Origin of the sequence: Paraburkholderia sp. 32, assembly GCF_050435345.1 — a bacterium.
Taxonomy (GTDB): Bacteria; Pseudomonadota; Gammaproteobacteria; order Burkholderiales; family Burkholderiaceae; genus Paraburkholderia; species Paraburkholderia tuberum.
In genome coordinates, this window is record NZ_JBNDKD010000001.1 from 467,128 (window position 1) to 488,022 (window position 20,895).

Genomic DNA, 20,895 nt, shown 5'->3' on the forward strand with positions numbered 1-20,895 from the left:
TCAACGGCGGGAAAGCCCTGCCGTGCCCCGCCGCGCAAGGCTGAAACTACATCCCGACCAAATTCCCGACGCACCTCGGACAAACCCGCGGGAGCCGGTTTCAGCGCTTGACGATCACCCGGCCCTTCGTTTAATTTATCGAACATCGTTCATAAACGTGAAGACTTCGAATGTGATCAGGAAGTGGTCGGCGGGGGCGACGTATCCCCACTCCGGAGACGAATCCGCGGGGCCGGCCCGAAAAAACCGTTAGCAAGAGAGCTCGAAGTGACATACGAACTAACAGACGACCAGCTTCAGATCCGCGACCTCATCCGTCGCGTCGCACGGGAGCGCGTGGCGCCGCGGGCCGACGAGATCGACCGTACGGCCGGGTATCCGCACGACATGTACGCACTGCTCAAGGAACTCGGCCTCTTCACGTTGCCGTTTCCTGAAGCGTATGGCGGCGCCGGCAGCGTGATGTCGGCCTGCATCGCCGTCGAGGAGTTCGGGCGGGTTTGCTACAACACGGGCTATCTGCTGGTCGTGCAATGGACACCGTTCGGAGCCATTCTTGAAGGCGGCACGGAAGAGCAGAAGGCCCGCCTGCTGCCGGGTCTCGCCTCCGGTGACTTACGCGGTGCTCTCTCCATTACCGAAGCACAAAGCGGCTCCGACGTTTCGGGCATTCGCACGACAGCGCGCCGCAAGAACGGCGGCTATGTGCTCAACGGCTCAAAGATCTGGTGCACGAATTCGCATATCGCCGACTTCATTCTCGTCGCCGCCAGGACGCTCGACGAGGAAGGACAGGCGCTCGGGATCAATCTTTTCATCGTCGATCGCAACACGCCGGGCCTGACGATCGGCAACGAAGAAGACAAGATGGGCGCGCGCGGCGTGGCGTCGTGCCCCCTTTACTTCGACGATGCCTCCATCCGCGCGGAAGACCGTCTCGGGCCGGAAGGCGGCCAGGGGTTCAAGGTGGCCATGGAGGCGCTCAACACGAGCCGTCCCATCGTGGCCGCGCGCGCGGTTGGCATCGCGCAGGGCGCGATCGATCACACCGTCAAATTCATTCAGGACCGCGTTGCATTCGGCCAGAGCATCAGCAACTTTCAGGGTGTGCGCTGGATGATCGCTGACATGGTCACCCAGACCGAGGCCGCGCGCCAACTCGTCTATCGCACGGCGTCGCTCGTCGATGCGGGCGTTAGCGGCCGTGAACTCGCCCCAATGGCGGCGATGGCGAAGATGTTCGCGTCGGATGTCGCCATGAAGGTCGCGACCGATGCCGTGCAGCTATTCGGCGCCGCAGGCATCTCCAACGAGTACCCGATCAACCGTTATTTCCGCGACGCGAAGGTGGTGCAGATCATCGAAGGCACCAACCAGATCCAACGCAACATCGTCGCGGACAGCGTGCTAGGCCGCATCAAGAAGAACTGACAACGACAGCTCAGCTAACAGCCGAGCCGACAACGACAGAGGACAGGCAATGGAAGAAATCGAAACGGTTGGTCTGGGAATTCACTGGGAGGACCTGCCCGTTGGACGCAAGTTCAAGACCGTGGGCCGCACGGTGACCGAAACGGATGTCGTGAACTTTGTTTCGGTGACAGGCATGCTGGAAGTTCTGTTCACCAACACCGAGTTTCTTCGCGAGCAGTCGGCCATCAAGGGGCGCGTCGCGCCGGGCGCGCTGGTCTTCACGCTGATGGAAGGGCTGCTCACGCAGGCCACCATGCAGGGCGTCGGCTTCGCGTTCCTCAACATGGAACTCGACATCAAAGGCCCGACCTATGTGGGCGACACGATTCACGTGGAGTGCGAGGTGATCGAATGCAGGCCTAGCAAGGGGCGCCCCGGACTTGGGCTGGTGCGCACCCGCAACCGCGTGATCAGGCAGGACGGCACGGAAGTGATGGTGTACACGCCGCTCAGACTCGTTAAAGGCAAGGAATACAAGGCCTGAGCATGGAAAATCCCCAACAACCCCTCGAACCGGCGACCGGCCCGTTAGCCGGTGTCCGCGTGATCGACCTGACCATCAACGTGCTCGGTCCGGTCGCCACGCAGCTACTCGGCGACATGGGCGCGGACGTCATCAAGATCGAACCGCCCGAAGGCGACCAGAACCGCAAGAACGGCCCTGGCCGCAATCCCGACATGGCAGTGTTCTATACGATCATGAACCGCAACAAGCGCAGCGTGATCCTGAACCTGAAGCAGGCCGAATGCCGCGAAGCGCTGCTCAAGCTCGTCGAGACCGCCGACGTCATCGTGCACAGCATGCGCCCGAGTGCCGCCGAGCGCCTCGGCATCGACTATGAAACCGTGCGGGCGCGCAACCCACGCATCGTGTACGCGTCGGGTGCCGGCTATCGAATCGACGGACCCTACAAGGACCGCCCCGCTTTCGACGACGTGATTCAGGGTGAAACCGGCATTGCCGCGATGAACCGCGACGCGGACGGCTCGCCGCGATACTTCCCCACCGTGATCGTCGACAAGTTCTGCGGCTACGTGCTGGCGTCGTCGATCGGCATGGCGCTCTATCACCGCGAGCGGACCGGTGTCGGCCAACTCGTCCACGTGCCGATGTTCGAAACGATGCTGCAATTCAATCTTTTCGAGCATCTCTGGGAAGGTGCGCTGGGCTCCAATGACGGAACCGGCCTGGGCTATCCGCGCATGTTCTCGCCGCACCGCCGGCCCTATGCGACAAAAGACGGGCATATCTGCCTGCTCGCCGTGAATAACGAGCAATGGCGCCGCGTGCTGTGCGCAATCGATGCAGCGCATCTGCTCGACGACCCGCGCTTCCACCACATGGCCGAGCGTATGCGCAACATCAGCGAGCTGTATCGCATCGTCGGCGACGCCATCCGCAACAAAACGACTGCGGAATGGAATGCGATCTTCGCCTCGGCGGACGTGCCGCACGGTCCCGTGCGCGACCTGAAAGACCTGATGCACGACGCGTACATCAAGGAGACCGGGTTCTTCCAGCGCTTCGAGCACCCGACCGAAGGCGACATGGTCATGACCTCGATACCGGTGCACTTCTCCGAGTCGCCCGGCAACGTTCGCTATCTGCCGCCGAATCTCGGCGAGCACAGCGTCCAGGTTCTGGTCGAAGCGGGATATAGCGCGGACGAAGCGAGCGCGCTCCTCGCCCTGGCCACAGGAAGGGGCGAAGCCGTATCGGAAGCGCTGAGCAAGGATTAACTGGCGCGACAGCGCCTCGCACATCACGGAGGGAATCAATGAAGGGGCTCAAGGAGAAGGTCGTCGTCGTCACTGGCGCGGCAGGTGGGATCGGTTCCGCCATCAGCAGACGATTCGGCGACGAAGGTTCGACCGTCGCGCTATTCGACCTGAACGAAGAAGGCGCCGTGCGTGTCGCGGCGGAAATCGAGGCGGCGGGCGGCAAGGCGCGAGCCTACCGCGTCGACATCACGGATCACGAAGGTGTGCATGCTGCGGTGGCGAGAGTCGAGGAAGAACTGGGACCGATCGAGGTTCTCGTGAACAACGCCGGCTGGGACATGGGTGCGTTCTTCCTGCAAACCGAGAAACCGTTCTGGGACAAAGTGGTGGCGATCAATCTGTACGGACCGCTGAACATGCACCATGCCGTGCTGCGACGGATGGCCGAACGTGGCCGTGGCCGCGTCGTCAACATCTCGTCGGATGCGGGACGCGTGGGCTCCTCGATGGAAGCGGTGTACTCGTTCTGCAAAGGCGGCCTCATCGCCTTCACGAAGACGATGGCACGCGAAATGGCCCGCCAGATGATTCCCGTCAACGTCGTTTGCCCCGGCCCGACCGCGACCCCGCTTCTCGACAACCTCGCGCAGGGCGAGAAAGGCGAGCGCATCAAGGCCGCCCTGGTGAAGGCCGTGCCGTTCGGCCGCATGGGCGAACCTGGCGACATCCCGGGCGTGGTGGCCTTTCTCGCGAGTGACGACGCCGCGTTCATCAGCGGTCAGGTCATCAGCGTGTCGGGCGGTCTGACGATGGCTGGATAAACGGCAGCGCGAACGCAATCAATCAACAACATTGGAATACGACATGGAATTCAAGGACATCGGCTATCAGGAGGCGGACGGGGTCGCGACGATCGCCATCAATCGCCCGAAGGTGTACAACGCATTCAGCGCCAACACCGTCGAGGAGCTCATCAAGGCCTTCGGCCTCGCGGGATGGAACAAGGATATCGGCGTCGTGGTGCTCACGGGCGCCGGCGACAAGGCGTTCTGCACGGGCGGCGACCAGTCCGGCGACGGCTACAACGGGCGCGGCACCGTCGGTCTGCCGATCGAGGAACTGCAAAGCATCATCCGCGACATTCCGAAGCCCGTGATCGCACGCGTGAACGGCTATGCAATCGGCGGCGGCAACGTGCTGGTGACGCTCTGCGATCTCGCCATCGCTGCCGAGACCGCGGTCTTCGGTCAGGTCGGCCCGAAGGTCGGGTCGGTCGATCCGGGCTTCGGCACCGCCTACCTCGCGCGCATCGTCGGCGAGAAGCGCGCGCGCGAAATCTGGTACCTGTGCCGCAAATACAGCGCGAAACAGGCGCTCGACTGGGGTCTCATCAACGCCGTCGTGCCCGCGGAACAACTCGACGCCGAAACGAAGAAGTGGTGCGACGAGATTCTGCAGATGAGCCCTACCGCTATTGCGCTCGCCAAGCGCTCGTTCAATATCGATACCGAGAACATCCGCGGCATCGGCGCGTTCGCGATGCAGGCGCTTGCGATGTACTACGACACCGACGAATCGAAGGAAGGCGGCAATGCGTTCCGCGAAAAGCGCAAGCCGGAGTTTCGCAAGTACGTGAAGTGACCGGCGCAAATGCCGGCAGGGCGACGCTCGGCTTCGGCGTCGCCCTTTGCGCATACGCGCGCCGAAGTTCAGTATTTGCGGAAGTTCACGCCGACACGCGTGCCAAGCCCCGGGAGCCGGTTGATGGGGCGGCTGCCATGCTCCGGGGCGGCTTCGCCCCATGCGAACCACACGTCAGGCTCGCGCGCATCGCCCACGCGCCGCCAGCGGCCGTCCACCTGCGGATTCTTGAGCGTCCCGAGACCGACCAGACGCCCGCGCGGATCGGGCATGAATTCCCACTCTTCGCCGAACGCTGAGTAACGGATGCCTTCCTGCCAATACCCATTCGCGCCGAAATCGATGGTGCCCGTCACGTCATAGGTAAAGCGCACCTCGCCTTTCTCGTTGCCGAGAATCGCGAAGCCGAACATGTCGTTACCGAGCGTGAAGTGCCCGAAGTCGATGCTGCCATCCTTATAACGCGTCGCCCACGTGTACCAGACGAGTTCCAGCTTCTCCTGCACCAGCGCATCTTTCGTCTTGTAGATCTCGCCGCCCTCGTACATATGGATCGGATCGAAGCCGATCATGCCGCGCACCTTCTTTCCGAGTATCGTCCCTTCCATCTCGAAGATGTTCGCGACGTAGTACATGCCCGCGTCGCGGCCCGGCAGATACCAGTGCATGCCGGGCCTGACGAGCTTGCCCTCGATATCCATGCCGTTCTCTTCGTACCAGCTGCAATCCTCGGGCGTCCAGGTGACGTGAAAGCGATTGCCGGGCGCCTGCGGGTGGCTTCGCCAGTGGATGCGCTCCTCTTCGAGCGTTCTTGCGAATCCATCGTTCGGCACCGATTCCTTGCCTACCGGATGCATATGCATGCCGTCGTCGTGGCCGAGCGTCGTGCACAGGTAGAAACGCCGCCGCGTGTCCTTCGCGTCCGTCCGCAGGCCAGCGGGAATCCGCCGCATCGGGCAATAGATCTCGCCATCCTCGTCGCGCAGCGTTCCCCACAGGTAGAGCGCTTCGGGCGGCATGCCGAAGTAGGCGCGGTTGGACAGCATGTCCTCGATGGTGGGCTCGAAGGCGCTGACAAGAGGCTGCCAGCCAAAGTCGCCGCGGCGCGGCATGGATAGTTTGGTGTCGCTCATGGTCGTTACACCCGTCACGATGGTGAAGTGGTTGGAGCGGCTCACTATAGGTATCCTCGCGCGCGGCTGAAAACCGGTCGATCCGCTCGTCTGGCCACGAGCACGCCCGGCGCGCGATCAGCACAGGGGCACAGGAGCTAACGTATTGATTTACCGGCTTTCTCTGCGGTCCGGAAACGCGCGCTGCCTGCGCGCACGAAAGCTTCGTTACATGTAACGATCATGTGCGATATATTGAACGACGTTCGCATTTAATACTGATCTCGGACATGCCAAAGTCGTCTGCCGAACGCGTCGCCGCTTATCGCACCCGCAAGAAGGCCGAAGGCATGGTGAGCCTGACACTGGTCGTCCCGGCAGCCGACGTCGCCCTCTTCAGCCAGTTCGCCGCGCAACGCCGCGAAAAGCTGCGCGACAACATGCATCCTGGCCAAGCCCCGCGCCAGCAGTGGCTCTCGATGCTGGCCGCGATGACGCCTGCGCTGCCCCAAACTGCCGAGTCGCGCCGCAAGCGCAATGCGATCGGCGCACCGATCACGCGCGCGCAGACGCTCTTCATGGCGCTGCTGAAACACATCATCGATCTGGGATGGCCGGCAGGACTACCGCTCGGCTCCGAGCAGGAATTGATGAAGGTCCATGGAGTAAGTCGCGCTGCGTTGCGCGGAGCGATCCGCTTGCTCGAGCACCACTGCATCGTGAGGGTGCAGCGCGGCACCGCAGGCGCCGTGATCGTCGCCCAGCCGGACCTGAGCGCGACGATGCAGGCAGTCAGCGTCTATCTGGAGTATGCGGGCATCGCGCCGCGCGATATCCTCGCGACGCGCCGCACGCTCGAACTGGCCGTCCTGGATCTCGTCATCGAACGGCTCGACCATGAAGGTGAGCGACGCGTGCTCGACCAGGTTCAGGCCGAGGCGCCACTCGACGGCCGTGCCGGCGCCGATGAGTTGCTGCGATTTCATTTCCTGCTCGCTGAACTTTGCGGCGATCCCGCACTGCGTCTCTTCGACGGCATCGTCCTGCAACTTGCCGATGCGCATTCCACGTTTCATCGGCGCAGCCGAACGGACCGCGACCGCGTCGTGGCGAGGATCAAGGAATACCATCGCGAGATCGCGCGCGCGATCATTGCCCGCGATAAAGAGCAGGCTCGCCGGCAAATGGCCGACTACATCGCGGGGATCAGGACGTGGCTGGAGTAGCGGCCGCGCTGCACTTGCCTGTCCGCCTCAACGATCACCGATCCCGATCCGTCGCCGTGCTAGCCATCTACGGCGTCAGCGTGCTCAGCCGGTTCGACGCCGCCACCGCGTCGTCGATCATCTCGTCGAAAATTGCCTCGACCTTCCTGACCGCGTCGGCAAACACCGCGGCATGCCCATAGTCGATCATGCCCTTGCGCGTGTCGCCGGTCACGTAAGCCTGGTGCGCGAGTGCGCCCATCACGTGAGGGCGGAACCGCTCGAACTCGCTCACCTGCGCGCGATCCAGTTCCATGACCGCCTCGGCGCTCTCGTTGCGCAGCACGCGATGATGATCGCGAATCGCAGACTTGACCACGACGCTTTCGCTGCCGTCGCCCGCCACCACCTTCGCCTTGAAGCCCATGCCGCCTGCGTTGACGACGGCCGCGACATACCGTGCGTCGGACACGCGCGGCCCAAGACCACCGCAAAGTATCGGGTGACGAATGCCGAGCAGATCGGTGATTCGCGTCCTGAACATCTGGGGGCGCACGATGTCCTTCCCTCCTGCAGGTCAGCGAAACGAGATCGTGTGGCCGCCATCCACCGCGATCGTCTGGCCGTTGATATAGCCGCCCGAACGCGATGCGAGCATCACGGCTAGCCCGGCGATCTCGTCGACCTCGCCGAAGCGCTGTGATGGATTGCGACCCCGGTACCATTCGACCATCGCCTCGTCCTCCCATTGCGATCGCGCCATCTCGGTCTTGAAGGTGCCAGGCGCGATGCAATTGGCAGTGACGCCCTTTGCGGCGAATTCCATCGCGAGGTTTCTCACGAGCTGCATGTCGGCGGCTTTGGTGAGCCCGTAGGTTCCCGTCACGGCATCGCCGAACAGGCCAACCACGGATGCCACCGAAATAAAGCGCCCATAGCCACGCTCGATCATGCCGGGCACAGTCATCTGCGCGAGCCAGATATTGCTCTGGACGTTGACCTGCATGAACTTGTTGAACGTTTCGTCTTGCAGATCGAGTGCCGAGCCTATCCACGGGTGAATCGCGGCATTGGCCATCACGATGTCGACTCTGCCCCACTCGCCGTTCGCCGCAGCCACGAGACCTTGCAACTCCGCTTTTCGGCCGATGTTGCAGGCAAACGGCAAGGCCACCCGAGTTCTGACCTGTTCGTTGATGGCTTGCGCGGCAGTTTCGCAGGCGTCGGCGTTACGGCCGGAAACGACGACTTTGGCGCCATGTTCCGCCATGCCGAGCGCACTGGCATAGCCGATGCCGCGACTCGATCCGGTGACGATTGCGACCTTGTCCGTGAGGTCAAAAAGCGATGAGGGCATACGTACTCCGCAGAAAAGGAGGCTTGTCGATGAAAGCAAGATTCACCGGGCAGGATCAGGCTTGCTTGCGTTTCTGCTGGGCGATGAACGCCGACACGATCTCGTGATGCTCGTCGCTGAGCGTCGCCTCCAGTTGGCGTGCGAGGGTCGTGTCGAGCATCTGGGCCGCACTGCGATGGAGATGCAGGTTCATCAGCTTCTTGGTTTCGCGCAGTGCGTGGCGCGGTTGCTTGAGCAGCTTTTGCGCAAGAGTCGTAGCCTCTTCCATCAGCTTGTCGGGTTCGACAACGCGATTGGCCAGACCGAAATCAACGGCTTGCTGCGCTGTGATGCGATCTCCAGTAAAGATCAGTTCTTTCGCCCGCAGCAGACTGGTATAGAGCGGCCACGACACGGAGATCCCATCTCCGACGACGAGACCAATGTTGATATGCGGCTCGGCGAGAAAAGACTTCTCCGACATCAGAACGATATCGCACAGCGTAGCCATCGTCGCGCCCCAACCGACGGCTGGCCCGTTGACGGCGGCAATCAGAGGAATCGGCACGTCGATGAAACCGTGGATCGTTTGCCGCGCGTTCTCTTGCACGCTGCGCGCAAAATCGGGGTCGTCGAGCGTCTTGACGAAGTGATTCATGTCTCCGCCGGCGCTGAACGCCCTTCCCGCACCGGTGAGAATCCCGACGCGCGCCTCGGGATCCGAGGCTAGCGCAGCAAACAGCTTGGGGTAACTGAAGAGCATCTCGGTGGTCGACGCGTTCAGATCGTCTGGTCGATTGAGCGTAATGATCCGCAGGCCGCCGTCGGCCGTCACCTGAATGTCGTCTGGAAGATCGTAGAGATTTGCCATGCGAGTCCCCTCAGGGCGAAATTGTTGATTGAGCCAGCGTCACGGCCCTCGCGTCGCGCGCTTCGCTCAGGCAAGCGATTATTTCCCCACCTGCCACGCCATGCCGCCGCTTTGCTTTCTTTGCGCCAATGCCGCCTTCTCGATCCGCAACGCCTCTTCCAGCGAAGCTAGCGCACCCTGATCGATCACGCGCTTGACCGTCGCGACGAGATCGGGGCGGCGGCTCGCAATCGTCTTCGCTAGTGACGCTGCCCGCTCCATCAGTTGCTCGTGGCTGACCACCTCGTTCACGAGGCCGATGCGCAACGCCGTGGCCGCGTCAATCGGATCGCTCGTCAAGCTGAACTGCTTCGCCCACCGCGGACCCACGATATACGGCAATCTCGCGGTCATGCCGCCCCCCGCGAGCGCGCCGATTTTCGTGTGCGTGTCGGCAAAGCGCGCACGCTCGGACGCAATGATGAAATCGCACCCCATTGCGAGTTCCAGCCCGCCTGTAACGGCAGCGCCGTTGACCGCCGCGATTACCGGCTTGGTGATGCGCGGCCACATATCGATCATGTCCGCGACCCGCGTGCGCGGCGCTTCGGGCGCGGAAAAATCATTCAGGTCGAGCCCAGCACAAAAGGCCGGATCGGCGCCCGTCACGATCAGGACGCGCAGGCTTTGGTCCGCTTCGAAACGATGCAATGCGTCGACCAGCGCTTCGGTCAATGCAAGGTTCAGTGCGTTGCGGGCCGCGGGCCGGTTCAGTGTCAACGTGAGAACCGTTCCGTCACTCTGCACGCCGAGCAGATCGGTTGCTTTCGCGTTCATGGCAATGCCTCGAAAGGGTTCACGCCGCCGCGAACATTGCCTCGTGCTGAATCTGGCGTGCGTAGCGATTCAGGTGATAGTCCGCGTTGCCGAACAATGCGTCGAGCACCAGATGACGGCGATAGTGATGGCCCACCTTGTATTCATCCGTGATGCCGTAGCCACCGTGCAACTGGATACCCTGTTGCGTGACGAACTTTGCGCCACGAGTGGTCTGTGCCTTGCAGCCCGAGATTTCGACGCTCCGGTTCTCCCTGTCCTCGCTGATAGAGAGCAACGCACGGTGCAGTGTTGCGCGCGCCTGCATCGCTTCGATCGCCATGTCGGCCATCCGGTGTTGCAGCGCCTGGAAGCTGCCAATCGCCACCCCGAACTGCTTGCGCGTTTTCAAGTACTCCGACGCGAGCTCGATAGCGTCTTCCATATCGCCCACCAGTTCGGCACAGATCGCAACGACCGCTTCGTCAACGGCGGCCTGCAGTCCTTCGAACGCTCGCCCAGCCTCACCCAGAACATTCGATTCCGCGACGATCACACCATCGAGCAGCAAGTCCGCAGATGGCGTGCCGTCGAGCAACGCGCAAGTCTTCAGCGTCACGCCTGCCTGCTTCGGATCGACGACGAAAACCCCGATGCCGTCCGTGGCATCGGCTGCACCCGCCGCGCGAGCGACGACGAGCAGACGGTCTGCAACGGGCGCTCCAACCACGAGCGTCTTATAGCCGTCCAGCCGCCACGACCCGTCCTCTGTCTTCTTCGCGGTGGCCGTCACGCAATGCACCTGACCCCGCGCTTCACGTTCACTTTGCGCGACCGCATAGACAGTCTCGCCCGAAACGATCTCGCCAAGTATCGCCTCGCGCTGCCCGTCTCGCCCGCAGCGCGTGACAAGCGACGCAGGAAACACACCACACATCACGTATGGCTCCAGCACCAGCGCGCGCCCGATCTGCTCGGCCACGATGGCGCTTTCGACTGACGAGAAACCGAGGCCGCCCAATTCATCCGGCACCGCGACACCGAGCCAACCCATTGCGCCGAACGTACGCCACGTCTCGCGCGAAAATCCGCCTCCTTGCGAAGCAAGATTGCGACGATGTTCGAACGTATAACTCTTTTGCAAGAAGCGTTGCGCGCTTTCCTGCAACATCCGCTGTTCGTCGCTCAACTCGAAGTCCATGCTGCACCCTCTTTATGCCGGCAATTGATGCGATCCCACGTCTCGGGGATCGAAGACCGTTCGTGACTCGATATGGCGTCAAAGATCGAACAGTGCTTTGGCGATGATGTTTCGCTGAATTTCGGCCGTCCCGCCATAGATCGAGCAAGCCCGCCGATAGAAGACCTCTGCCGCCAGGCCTGGCGCGTATTCAGGTCCGATGAACTGGGCCTCGCGCAGTTCTCGCTCTTCATTCGGATCGGGATAGAACACGGCGCCATAATCGCCGATCACCTCCAGCAGCATCTCCGTGAGCTTCTGATGAAGTTCGGATCCGCGCACTTTGAGCATGGATCCGATCGCCATACCGCCGCTGCGCTCGTCTATCCCTTGATGCAGGATTTTCTGCACCGCCATGTCGATCGCGCGAACCTCCAATTCGTGCTGCGCCAAACGTGCCGCAAACGTCGGATCCTGGATCAATGGCTTGCCGGCCATCCGTTCGCGCGAGGCGTAGTGCCGGATCTTGCGCAGATAGCGCTTGAGGGCAGGCGCTTCAGCGCCAAGAAACGCCCGCTCGTTAAAGAGCAGAAACTTGGTGTATCCCCACCCCTTGTTGACCTCGCCGATAAGGTTTTCAGCAGGCACACGCACGTTGTCGTAGAAGACTTCCGCCAGGTGATGGCAGCCATCGAGCGACGCGATCGGCCGCACGGTAACGCCCGGCGACGACATGTCGAGCAGCAGGAAGGAAATGCCCTTTTGTGGCTTCGCTTCGCTATCCGTGCGGACCAGCACGAAATTCCATTGACCGTAGGCGCCGAAGCTGGTCCAGATCTTCTGTCCATTGACGATGTAGTGGTCTCCATCGAGAACCGCCGTCGTACGTAGCGATGCAAGATCGGAACCCGAGCCCGGCTCTGAAAAACCCTGTACCCAGAACACTTCACCACGCTGAATAGGAGGAAGAAAGCGCCGCTTCTGCTCTTCGTTGCCAAACTCGCAAATCACGGGTCCGACGAGCGACACGCCCGCCTGATTCTGTATCGGTGCGCCTGCCAGATAGCATTCTTCCTCGAAGACGTAACGCTGCATCGCGGTCCACCCCGTGCCGCCGTCGGCAACCGGCCAATGCGGCACTGACCAGCCGTGCGTTTCGTGCAAGATGCGAGTCCAGCGCTGTGAATCGTCGTCACCTGCCAGAAAGCCCTGCTGCCCGCGAAAGGCCAGGTCGGCCGGCAAATGCTCGTTGAGGAACGCACGAACTTCTTTGCGGAACGCGATGTCCGCGGGATCTACGCGAAAATCCATGGTTTAGCTTCCAGCGTTTTCAGTACGTTGAACCGCGGCGCGCGCCTCGATCTGCACCCGCTGCTGCGCCAGCGTTGCCGACCAATGTGCGCGGCGTGGGCGGCACGCAATAAAGCTCGTCCACGACACCGCGCCGTCGCTCGAGCACATTGCGTTGGCTGATTGCGCTCTTTGCACTCAATTCGCCGTTATCGAGCGTCGGCTGCTCGCTTTCGAGCACGATGCGCGCAATGCGCGTAGAGCTGCCGCCAGGACGCGCGGCGAGCTGGTCGAGTCCGGTCTGGAAGAACGCGCGCACGCCGCGGCTGTTGATGATCTGGTCGGCGCCCGGCATCGGATCGTGAAGGTCGTCGCAAAGCGCACGGCACGCTTCGATGTCAGGGAAGACGAGCGCGCTCAGGTAGTCGCGGTCGTGCCCGGCAATCACGATATCCCGCGCATACGGGCCCCACACGTTCAGCGCGTACAGTCGCAACTCGGCGACGTTGACCCAGGTGCCCGAGGACAGCTTGAAATTTTCCGCGATCCGTCCGTCGAAGCGCAGTCCCAGTTCGAGGCGCTGCGGGTCGATGAACGTTGCTGCGTCACCGGAGCGGAAATAGCCTTCCTCGTCGAACGCGGCGGCGGTGCGCTCGGGATCTTTCCAATAGCCGGGCGTCACACAGTCGCCGAGGAAACGGATTTCCAGCTTCGCGCCGACCGGCGCCACCTTCACTTTGACGCCGGGCACGGGCAACCCCGCAATCGCTTCGCGTCGCGGATCCCAGGCCGCCGATAGCGGCGTTGGGCCTGCTTCCGTGCTGCCGATGCCCGACATGATGAGCACACGCTGGCCGATGGTACGCACCGCGAGCTCGTCGAGTTGAGCCCAGATGTATTTCGGCAGACTTGCGCCGCCGTAGTAGATGAGCGCGAGTTTGCTAAAGAATTTCTCGCGCAGTGCCTTGTCCGCCTGCAGATGCGGAATGAGCGAGGCCAACCCTTGCGGCGTATTGAGGTAGACCGCCGGCGCGATTTCACGCAATGCCTGCACCGTTGGGCCAATTTCCTCCGGCGTTGGCTTGCCTGGGTCCAGGTAGTAAGTCCCCCCGCCGTACAGCACCATGCCGAAGTTATGCGTGCCGCCAAAAGTGTGATGCCAAGGCAGCCAGTCGACGAGATCCGATGGCCCGTCCTGAAGAAACGCGAACACCTGGGCGACTTGCTGTCGATTGCTGCACAACATGCGCTGCGGGTAGATCACGCCTTTCGGTGCGCCTGTCGTTCCCGAAGTAAACATGATCTTGCCCACCGTATCCGGGCCGACTGCCTTGAACGCCTTGTCGACGTCGGCTGTAACCGGCGTCTTCAGCCACTGCGCGACGCGCGAACCGCCACGACCCTCCGGCAACGGACCGACGACGGCACATTCCACGTCGCCGAACACCTCACGCAATGCGCGGCCATACTGCGCGCCGTCCTCCGCGAAGACGAGGCCGGGCGTGCATACGGCCGCGAGTTGCCTGAGCTTCGAAAAGTCCTGTGATAACAGCGAATACGCGGGCGTCACCGGGATATAGGGAATCCCGACGTGCAATGCGGCGAGCGCGAAGAGCGCGTGTTCAAAGCTTCGATCGGAAAGAATCATCAACGGACGAGACGGCGACAATCCTCGATCGAGCAGCGCCTGCCCCAGCGCACGCGCACCGTCGAACGCCTGGCGGTAGGTCAGAGACTCCCATGACTTGCCGTCCGGCGTCCGCCGCGCAAGCAACGCGCGCTCGGGCGTGACGCTCGCCCAGTGTTCGAGCCGCTCCGTCAAGCGGACGGGATACGCCTGGAGCGGTTCCTGCAGTTCATACACCACGCTTCCGTCTGGCCTTCGCTCGACGATGGCATCCATGCTGCCGACGCGAATCGGGCGAAACGGCACATCCATCAGGGCATCGTGCGAAGCCGTACCTGCATCCATCTGAGTCGTCCTGTTGTTATCTGGCAAATCATGTCCCGCGAGCTCTTGCATCGCCTTCCGATACCTGGAAATGTTGCGGGCCAAGTTCAACCAATAATTGAACGTCGATCATCTTGCTGAACCAGAATAACGCGAAATCCCAGCCACGTCTATCCGTCGTCACCCACGAGGAAGGCCTGATAGCACACACGCAATCTGGCGCGAATGACGCGCGCAATGTCCGGCACGATCGCAGCTTTGCGCATCGCACAACAACGTGGACAGAAAACAAAAATTGCGCTAATTTCTGAACGCCATTCTCATTGTTAAACACGACACCGGATCGTAACCGATTACCGGAACCAAGGAGCCATCATGTCGGAAGAGGTTGTCGTCACCGCTGCCGTTCGCACCGCTATTGGAGACTTCGGTGGCGCGCTATCGAGCATTCCGCCCACGACGCTAGGCGCAACGGTCGTTCGCGCGCTGCTCGAGCGTTCGAATCTGCCGGGTGAAGAGGTGGGTCACGTGGTGTTCGGCAACGTGATCCATACCGAGCCTCGCGACATGTATCTCGCGCGCGTCGCCGCGATGGAAGGCGGCGTCAGCGCGGACGCACCGGCGCTGACGCTCAACAGGCTATGCGGCTCCGGCCTCCAGGCAATCATCTCCGCTGCGCAAGCCATCGCGCACGGCGACACGGAAATTGCGATCGGCGCTGGTGCAGAAAGCATGTCGCGCGCAGCATACGTTGCGAGCAGCGCGCGTTGGGGTTCGCGCATGGGCGACATCCGCCTGATCGACATGATGGTCGGCGCGTTGACCGATCCGTTCAGCGCTTGCCATATGGGCGTAACCGCAGAGAACGTCGCAAAGAAGTACGGCATTTCGCGCGACGACCAGGACCTGCTCGCCGTCGAATCGCACCGGCGCGCTGCACAATCTATTCATGACGGCAACTTCCGCGAGCAGATCGTGCCCGTAGCACTGCGCACGAAAAAGGGCGAAACCGTTTTTGACACCGATGAGCATGTGCGGTCGGGCACGACCATCGCCGATCTCGCCAAATTGCGCCCGGCGTTCCAGAAAGACGGTACGGTCACGGCCGGCAATGCGTCGGGCCTCAACGACGGCGCGGCTGCAGTCCTGCTGATGGCCCGTCGCAGCGCCGAACAACGCGGCCTTCGTCCGCTTGCGCGACTCGTCTCCTGGGCTCACGCGGGCGTCGATCCGCAATACATGGGCATCGGCCCGGTACCTGCGACACGCAAGGCCCTGCAGCGCGCGGGTTTGACCGTCGCAGATCTCGATGTGATCGAAGCGAACGAGGCGTTTGCCGCTCAAGCTTGCGCCGTGGCGAAGGAGCTGGAATTCGACAGCGCAAAGGTCAACCCGAACGGATCGGGCATCTCGCTCGGCCATCCGATCGGCGCAACCGGCGCCGTCATTGCGGTCAAGGCCATTCACGAGTTGCATCGTTGCGGTGGGCGCTATGCGCTCGTGACAATGTGCATCGGCGGAGGTCAAGGCATCGCGGCCATCTTCGAGCGCATTTAGGGCTTCGCACAGCGTTATCCATTCAACCAGAGGGACATACGTGGTACGCCCCGAACAACGACTCCACCCGCAACGGCAGCCGGTGGCGCCACGCCCCGCTGCGACGATGCTCTTGCTACGCGACGCGCAATACGAGGGTTCGCGCGCCATTGAAGTGCTGATGACACGACGTTCGGCGCAAGCGAGCTTCGCGCCGGGCGCGTTCGTCTTTCCTGGTGGCGCAATCGACCCGTCCGATGGACGAATCGCCGGCGGCGTACGACGGCGCCCCACGCAAGACGATACTCAAGCGATTCAGGCCGTGGCAGCCATTCGGGAAACATTCGAAGAGCTCGGTGTGCTGCTGGCATGGCGACACGACGGCGGTTTCGTCGACGATCACGATATTGCGAGGCTAGACCGGGCAACAGCGATCGAAGACCATTGCTCGCAGCACGGCCTCACACTTGCCGCGGATCGGGTCTATCCGTTTGCGCATTGGATCACCGATCGTGACCTGCCGCGGCGCTTTGACGTGCAGTTTTTCGTGGCGCGCATGCCCGTCGGTCAAACCGCTGTTGCGGACGGCGCCGAGCAGTTCGAACCGGTGTGGCTCCGTCCCGACGAGGCACTGGCGCGCCATGCTTCGGGCGGCTTCACGATGATCTTCCCGACCGTGCGAACACTCGAACGCCTTCGCTCGTTCAACTCGGTTGATGCACTGCTCACGGCGTGCAGGTCTGAAAGGTCGCTGTGGAGCAGTTGTCCGCGCGGTGGGCTGAGCTCAGGCAATGTCGTGCGCTGCATGGAAGGTGACCCCTCATACGGGGAACTGCGTCTCGTGTGCCCCGACGGTCAGGTGCTCCACTCTCTGGATTGGCGATCGACGCAAACCGCCCCGCTTCTGAGAAACGTGACGCGGTTGACCGCCAGCAACAGCGGCTTGATGACGGGCCCAGGCACGAATAGCTACATCGTCGGCACGGTGGCGACCGGCTTCATCGTGATCGATCCGGGGCCGGACGACCAGGCGCATCTTCAACGCATCTTCGCAGCTACGGGCGGCGCTATTCGCATGATCGTCTGCACGCACTCCCACGTGGACCACGCACCCGGGGCGAGGCCACTGCAGTCCATGTGTCCGCACAAGCCACCAGTCCTCGGTCGGTCGGCCGGGCCTGCCGACAGGGCAAGCCATCACTTCGTTCCGGATCGCGAATTGCTCGATGGCGATGTGCTGACACTTGCGCATGACGGCGAGACGCATCGATTGCTGGTCGTCTCGACACCGGGGCACGCAAGCAACCACGTGTGCCTGGTCCTTCTTGAAGACGGACTGCTATTCAGCGGCGATCACATTCTGAATGGCAGCACGACCATCATCGATCCTCCCGACGGCAACATGACGGCGTACCTTACGTCACTCGACCGGGTGAACGCGATCTGCACCGAACGTGACATCGACTTTATTCTGCCCGCCCATGGGTACGTGCTGGACCGACCGCATGACCAGATCGCCCGCCTCAAGGCACACCGTCTCGCCCGGGAAGCAAAGATCGCCGGCGCGGTAAAGGCACTGCCGACCGGTTCGATCGACGACTGGCTGCGTCTTGCTTATACCGATGTTCCCGAAAGGCTCTGGCCAGCGGCATCCCGGTCGCTGCTGGCGCATCTCGAACGACTCGACGAACAACGTCGTCCGACTTCGCAGGCCTGATTGCGATCGTAATACATGCATCGGCTGCCACGCCCGCTAAAACCGGGGGCGCGGGCAGCCTTGTTCGACGGCCGTCTTGTTGCGGACTCAGCTCGCTTCTACAAGCGCGGCCAGCCGGCCATGAATGAGTGCGCGCGCCTCGCCGACCATCCGACTCACGAGTTCCGCGCAGGTGGGAATGTCCTCGATAAGCCCGATTGCGAGGCCAGCCGGAAACGTTCCGTCTTCGGTGTCACCCGTCTCGTACACTCGCTTACCGCGCTCACCGCTCACCAGCGGCTTGAGATCCGCAAACGTCACACCCTCTTTTTGCTCGAGTTCCAACACCTGCTCCGCTACCGAATTCCTGAAGATGCGCGACGTGTTCTTCAGCGTGCGGAAGATCAACGCCGTATTGCGCTCGTCATGCTCTACGAGCCTGCGCTTGACGTTCTCGTGAATCGGCGCCTCCCGCGTTGCCATGAAGCGCGTACCCATATTGATCCCATCCGCGCCGAGCGCGAGCGCGGCGACCATGCCGCGCGCATCGGCAATGCCGCCTGACGCAAGCATCGGAATATGCAGTTTCGCGGCCGCGGCCGGCAACAGGATCAGATTGGGCACGTCGTCCTCGCCCGGATGTCCGGCGCACTCGAATCCGTCCACGCTCACGGCGTCGCAGCCCAACGCCTCCGCTTTCAGCGCGTGACGCACCGACGTGCACTTGTGGATGACCTTGATTCCCGCAGCCTTGAATGCGGGCATATATGGCTCGGGATTGCGTCCCGCCGTCTCGACGATCTTCACACCGTTCTCCACGACCGCTTGCACGTACTCGTCGTACGGCACTGGCTTGATCGTCGGCAGAATGGTCAGGTTGACGGCGAACGGCTGATCCGTCATTGAGCGAACCCGAGCGATCTCGTTGCGCAGCGCCTCGGGCGTGGGCTGCGTCAGAGCGGTGATGGTGCCGAGCGCACCGGCGTTCGAGACGGCGGCGGCAAGTTCAGCGCGCCCCACCCACATCATGCCCCCTTGAACAATGGGGTATCGAATCCCAAGCAGCTCTGTAATGCGCGTTTTCATGTGCTGATCCCTGTGTAAGTGCAACCTGATCTTTCGACCGGCAATGGTCGAACGCCGCGTGTAAGATGCGCCGGTAGTTTGTATTTACGAACACCGTGCAATTATATACACTTCCTCCACATCGCCGACACTCGTGTGCCGCACTCGCGGACGCCGATGCGATTGCACCAGGCATGAATGATCAGGAGAGTTGATGAATAAACGAGACAATCAGATTGGCGCTGAGGAAGTGTCGATTCGCCCTACGCCGGACGAGGCGGAAGAAGCCGTGCGCACGCTGATCCGATGGGCCGGTGACGATCCCGAAAGGGAAGGTCTCATTCAAACACCTGCACGGGTCGCGCGCGCATACCGCGAGTTCTTCTCGGGCTATGACTCCGACCCGATGCAGATTCTCGCCACCACGTTTTCCGAAGTGGATGGCTACGACGAGATGGTGGTGCTAAAGGACATCCGTTTCGAGAGCTACTGCGAACACCATGTGGTGCCTATCATCGGACGTGCGCACGTTGCCTACTTGCCCGAGCATCGCGTGGTCGGCATCTCCAAACTCGCGCGCCTCGTCGATGTCTATGCCAAGCGCCTACAGATTCAGGAGAAGATGACCGTTCAGATCGCCGATGCGCTGAACACGGTGCTTCAACCGAAGGGAGTCGCTGTCATTCTCGAAGCCGCGCATCAGTGCATGAGTACGCGAGGCGTGCACAAGCCCGGCGCATCGCTGGTGACGAGCCGAATGCTGGGCGCATTCCGTGACGATCCTTCCACCCGCCGCGAGTTTCTGTCGATTGTCGGTCACAGCACGATTGCGCCATTACCCAATAGCTGAAAGCCAACGTCGGCTTGCTGCCGACGTTGGCTTTCATGGCAAATCGATGCTGGGATCCGTGGTGCCGTGGTGGCAAGCGTCGTTGCAGGCTTGCGTCTGGCCTTAAACCTCGCTGGGTTGGCGCGTCTTTAAAGGCCGTTCGTAAGAGACGTCTTCACGATTTCGTGCACTGACGCCATTGCCCATCAGGATTTCACGCCACGCAGTGGGCACTTCCGCAGGGGTCAGTTCGTTGATCGCTTCGGAGATGCAGACACGGGCGGCAATCGCCCACACGCCATCACGCTTTTCGAAGCGGTCGATATAGCGCCCCACCGCTAGCGTGTCTGGCTTGACGCGATTTTCTCCGAAGAAAAGCCAGTACGTCTCCCCGTGCGCCTCGTCGCCCTGCAATTCGACGCTGTGATTGAACACCATATGGTGGTGCGACAACTGATGCTCGGTATGGTACGCAAAGGCCCAGTCAACGAATTCCTCTGCATCCCCGACGAATGCACCGTGGTCGTCGATTGCGTCCGGATGGTACGCCGACAGCGTCAACTTCCGGTCCATGCGATCGACCCCGCGGCAATAGCGGTGTACGCATTCGAGTATGTCCTGCTTATCCAACAGTGCTTCGACGCGCGCGCTCAGTTCTTCATTCATGGCTTCTACCGTTAGATAGTCATGGCGACAAAAAAGACGACCGCACCGATCACGGCGCCAATGAAGCAACAACCCTCGCCTGTCGACAAATCGGCTTCCTGCGCTCGCGCACGGCTCGCAATCGCACATCCGATGATGCCCGCCAATGCCGTCGCCCCGAGCACCGCAAACATCATCACGACGTCGAAGAGTGCGGACCGGCCTAGCTCTTCCATGCGCACATCGCGTTGCAGCAGCCAGACCGCCGCCGCCGAAATCGACAGGAGAATGAGTGGGAGCCATACTCTACGCGCTTCCCGAGCGCTCTCGCGAGTCAGCGTTTTCATCGCGCCCGGCCCTCCGTCCGCAGCTTGCCCAGAGCACGAGGCGCCACCACGCCCAACACGCGCGCCGCCCAATTCGATTGTTTTGCGCGAGCCGATTCGTCCGACGACGGAGCGCCCTTTTCAGCGCGCTGGCGACGATAGTCGTACGTATAGTCTGCAAGAGGACCACGTAAATCGCTGTCGAGAAAGTACATCGCATGT

21 protein-coding genes are annotated in these 20,895 nt (G+C 61.9%); 9 read left to right on the forward strand and 12 right to left on the reverse strand.

Annotation, left to right across the window (positions count from 1 at the left end):
• Positions 1-267: 267 nt before the first annotated feature.
• Genes OKW26_RS02145 through OKW26_RS02165 form a run of 5 tightly spaced genes read left to right on the forward strand, consistent with a single transcriptional unit; the run spans position 268 to position 4,836 of the window.
• Complete coding sequence (locus OKW26_RS02145) at positions 268-1,431, forward strand: acyl-CoA dehydrogenase family protein (protein ID WP_429352530.1); 1,164 nt, start codon at positions 268-270, stop codon at positions 1,429-1,431.
• Positions 1,432-1,480: 49 nt separating this feature from the next.
• Complete coding sequence (locus OKW26_RS02150) at positions 1,481-1,957, forward strand: MaoC family dehydratase (RefSeq protein WP_090808761.1); 477 nt, start codon at positions 1,481-1,483, stop codon at positions 1,955-1,957.
• A gap of 2 nt (positions 1,958-1,959) precedes the next feature.
• Positions 1,960-3,213 carry a CaiB/BaiF CoA transferase family protein gene (locus OKW26_RS02155; RefSeq protein ID WP_429352531.1) on the forward strand — a complete coding sequence of 418 codons (1,254 nt, stop codon included), beginning with the start codon at positions 1,960-1,962 and terminating at the stop codon, positions 3,211-3,213.
• A gap of 38 nt (positions 3,214-3,251) precedes the next feature.
• Positions 3,252-4,016 carry a glucose 1-dehydrogenase gene (locus OKW26_RS02160; RefSeq protein ID WP_184061969.1) on the forward strand — a complete coding sequence of 255 codons (765 nt, stop codon included), beginning with the start codon at positions 3,252-3,254 and terminating at the stop codon, positions 4,014-4,016.
• 43 nt (positions 4,017-4,059) lie between these two features.
• Entirely contained in the window at positions 4,060-4,836 is a 777-nt protein-coding gene (locus OKW26_RS02165; RefSeq protein ID WP_429352532.1) for an enoyl-CoA hydratase-related protein, read from the forward strand.
• Between the two features lie 68 nt (positions 4,837-4,904).
• Here OKW26_RS02165 and OKW26_RS02170 read toward each other — a convergent pair whose 3' ends face one another.
• Positions 4,905-6,014: a hypothetical protein gene (locus OKW26_RS02170; RefSeq protein ID WP_429352533.1), complete on the reverse strand. Its 1,110-nt coding sequence runs from the start codon at positions 6,012-6,014 to the stop codon at positions 4,905-4,907.
• A gap of 224 nt (positions 6,015-6,238) precedes the next feature.
• Between OKW26_RS02170 and OKW26_RS02175 the strand changes: the two genes are divergently transcribed.
• Positions 6,239-7,174 (forward strand): FadR/GntR family transcriptional regulator, encoded by a 936-nt coding sequence (locus OKW26_RS02175; protein ID WP_429352534.1) that lies wholly within the window; start codon positions 6,239-6,241, stop codon positions 7,172-7,174.
• A gap of 67 nt (positions 7,175-7,241) precedes the next feature.
• Here OKW26_RS02175 and OKW26_RS02180 read toward each other — a convergent pair whose 3' ends face one another.
• The 7 genes from OKW26_RS02180 to OKW26_RS02210 all read right to left on the reverse strand — a co-directional run bounded on the left by OKW26_RS02180 (position 7,242) and on the right by OKW26_RS02210 (position 14,597).
• The gene (locus tag OKW26_RS02180; protein WP_429352535.1) at positions 7,242-7,709 is read right to left on the reverse strand and encodes a hypothetical protein; all 468 of its coding nucleotides are present in this window, start codon (positions 7,707-7,709) and stop codon (positions 7,242-7,244) included.
• Positions 7,710-7,730: 21 nt separating this feature from the next.
• Positions 7,731-8,510 carry an SDR family NAD(P)-dependent oxidoreductase gene (locus OKW26_RS02185; protein WP_429352536.1) on the reverse strand — a complete coding sequence of 260 codons (780 nt, stop codon included), beginning with the start codon at positions 8,508-8,510 and terminating at the stop codon, positions 7,731-7,733.
• 55 nt (positions 8,511-8,565) lie between these two features.
• The gene (locus tag OKW26_RS02190; RefSeq protein ID WP_429352537.1) at positions 8,566-9,324 is read right to left on the reverse strand and encodes an enoyl-CoA hydratase/isomerase family protein; all 759 of its coding nucleotides are present in this window, start codon (positions 9,322-9,324) and stop codon (positions 8,566-8,568) included.
• Positions 9,325-9,438: 114 nt separating this feature from the next.
• Positions 9,439-10,176, reverse strand: coding sequence for an enoyl-CoA hydratase (locus OKW26_RS02195; protein WP_429352538.1), 738 nt, complete (start codon positions 10,174-10,176; stop codon positions 9,439-9,441).
• 19 nt (positions 10,177-10,195) lie between these two features.
• Positions 10,196-11,356, reverse strand: coding sequence for an acyl-CoA dehydrogenase family protein (locus OKW26_RS02200; RefSeq protein ID WP_429352539.1), 1,161 nt, complete (start codon positions 11,354-11,356; stop codon positions 10,196-10,198).
• Between the two features lie 78 nt (positions 11,357-11,434).
• Positions 11,435-12,646 (reverse strand): acyl-CoA dehydrogenase family protein, encoded by a 1,212-nt coding sequence (locus OKW26_RS02205; protein WP_429352540.1) that lies wholly within the window; start codon positions 12,644-12,646, stop codon positions 11,435-11,437.
• 19 nt (positions 12,647-12,665) lie between these two features.
• Complete coding sequence (locus OKW26_RS02210; protein ID WP_429352541.1) at positions 12,666-14,597, reverse strand: AMP-binding protein; 1,932 nt, start codon at positions 14,595-14,597, stop codon at positions 12,666-12,668.
• 354 nt (positions 14,598-14,951) lie between these two features.
• Here OKW26_RS02210 and bktB point away from each other — a divergent pair, with 354 nt between their 5' ends.
• Positions 14,952-16,133 (forward strand): beta-ketothiolase BktB, encoded by a 1,182-nt coding sequence (bktB, locus tag OKW26_RS02215; protein ID WP_429352542.1) that lies wholly within the window; start codon positions 14,952-14,954, stop codon positions 16,131-16,133.
• 40 nt (positions 16,134-16,173) lie between these two features.
• Positions 16,174-17,829, forward strand: coding sequence for an MBL fold metallo-hydrolase (locus OKW26_RS02220; protein WP_429352543.1), 1,656 nt, complete (start codon positions 16,174-16,176; stop codon positions 17,827-17,829).
• A gap of 87 nt (positions 17,830-17,916) precedes the next feature.
• Here the strand turns inward: OKW26_RS02220 and OKW26_RS02225 are convergent, their stop codons facing one another.
• A complete protein-coding gene (locus tag OKW26_RS02225; protein WP_429352544.1) occupies positions 17,917-18,894 on the reverse strand; it encodes an NAD(P)H-dependent flavin oxidoreductase in 978 nt (325 codons plus the stop codon).
• 193 nt (positions 18,895-19,087) lie between these two features.
• On the opposite strand from OKW26_RS02225, the gene folE reads away from it, so the two are divergent.
• Positions 19,088-19,723 (forward strand): GTP cyclohydrolase I FolE, encoded by a 636-nt coding sequence (gene folE / locus OKW26_RS02230; RefSeq protein WP_429352545.1) that lies wholly within the window; start codon positions 19,088-19,090, stop codon positions 19,721-19,723.
• Between the two features lie 102 nt (positions 19,724-19,825).
• On the opposite strand, the gene OKW26_RS02235 is transcribed toward folE, so the two are convergent.
• The 3 genes from OKW26_RS02235 to OKW26_RS02245 are packed head-to-tail and all read right to left on the reverse strand — an operon-like array spanning position 19,826 to position 20,888.
• A complete protein-coding gene (locus OKW26_RS02235; RefSeq protein ID WP_184032187.1) occupies positions 19,826-20,368 on the reverse strand; it encodes a nuclear transport factor 2 family protein in 543 nt (180 codons plus the stop codon).
• A gap of 11 nt (positions 20,369-20,379) precedes the next feature.
• Positions 20,380-20,694 carry a hypothetical protein gene (locus OKW26_RS02240; protein WP_187611727.1) on the reverse strand — a complete coding sequence of 105 codons (315 nt, stop codon included), beginning with the start codon at positions 20,692-20,694 and terminating at the stop codon, positions 20,380-20,382.
• Entirely contained in the window at positions 20,691-20,888 is a 198-nt protein-coding gene (locus OKW26_RS02245; RefSeq protein WP_429352546.1) for a hypothetical protein, read from the reverse strand. Before OKW26_RS02245 ends, OKW26_RS02240 begins: the two co-directional genes overlap by 4 nt.
• Positions 20,889-20,895 lie beyond the last annotated feature (7 nt).

Excerpts from the sequence above, each read along its gene's own strand:
- OKW26_RS02150 (WP_090808761.1), top strand. The coding sequence starts at position 1,481 with ATGGAAGAAATCGAAACGGTTGGTCTGGGAATTCACTGGGAGGACCTG.
- OKW26_RS02155 (WP_429352531.1), top strand. The coding sequence starts at position 1,960 with ATGGAAAATCCCCAACAACCCCTCGAACCGGCGACCGGCCCGTTAGCC.
- OKW26_RS02160 (WP_184061969.1), top strand. The coding sequence starts at position 3,252 with ATGAAGGGGCTCAAGGAGAAGGTCGTCGTCGTCACTGGCGCGGCAGGT.
- OKW26_RS02165 (WP_429352532.1), top strand. The coding sequence starts at position 4,060 with ATGGAATTCAAGGACATCGGCTATCAGGAGGCGGACGGGGTCGCGACG.
- OKW26_RS02175 (WP_429352534.1), top strand. The coding sequence starts at position 6,239 with ATGCCAAAGTCGTCTGCCGAACGCGTCGCCGCTTATCGCACCCGCAAG.
- OKW26_RS02185 (WP_429352536.1), bottom strand. The coding sequence starts at position 8,510 with ATGCCCTCATCGCTTTTTGACCTCACGGACAAGGTCGCAATCGTCACC.
- OKW26_RS02195 (WP_429352538.1), bottom strand. The coding sequence starts at position 10,176 with ATGAACGCGAAAGCAACCGATCTGCTCGGCGTGCAGAGTGACGGAACG.
- OKW26_RS02200 (WP_429352539.1), bottom strand. The coding sequence starts at position 11,356 with ATGGACTTCGAGTTGAGCGACGAACAGCGGATGTTGCAGGAAAGCGCG.
- OKW26_RS02205 (WP_429352540.1), bottom strand. The coding sequence starts at position 12,646 with ATGGATTTTCGCGTAGATCCCGCGGACATCGCGTTCCGCAAAGAAGTT.
- OKW26_RS02210 (WP_429352541.1), bottom strand. The coding sequence starts at position 14,597 with ATGGATGCAGGTACGGCTTCGCACGATGCCCTGATGGATGTGCCGTTT.
- bktB (WP_429352542.1), top strand. The coding sequence starts at position 14,952 with ATGTCGGAAGAGGTTGTCGTCACCGCTGCCGTTCGCACCGCTATTGGA.
- OKW26_RS02225 (WP_429352544.1), bottom strand. The coding sequence starts at position 18,894 with ATGAAAACGCGCATTACAGAGCTGCTTGGGATTCGATACCCCATTGTT.
- folE (WP_429352545.1), top strand. The coding sequence starts at position 19,088 with ATGAATAAACGAGACAATCAGATTGGCGCTGAGGAAGTGTCGATTCGC.
- OKW26_RS02235 (WP_184032187.1), bottom strand. The coding sequence starts at position 20,368 with ATGAATGAAGAACTGAGCGCGCGCGTCGAAGCACTGTTGGATAAGCAG.
- OKW26_RS02240 (WP_187611727.1), bottom strand. The coding sequence starts at position 20,694 with ATGAAAACGCTGACTCGCGAGAGCGCTCGGGAAGCGCGTAGAGTATGG.
- OKW26_RS02245 (WP_429352546.1), bottom strand. The coding sequence starts at position 20,888 with ATGTACTTTCTCGACAGCGATTTACGTGGTCCTCTTGCAGACTATACG.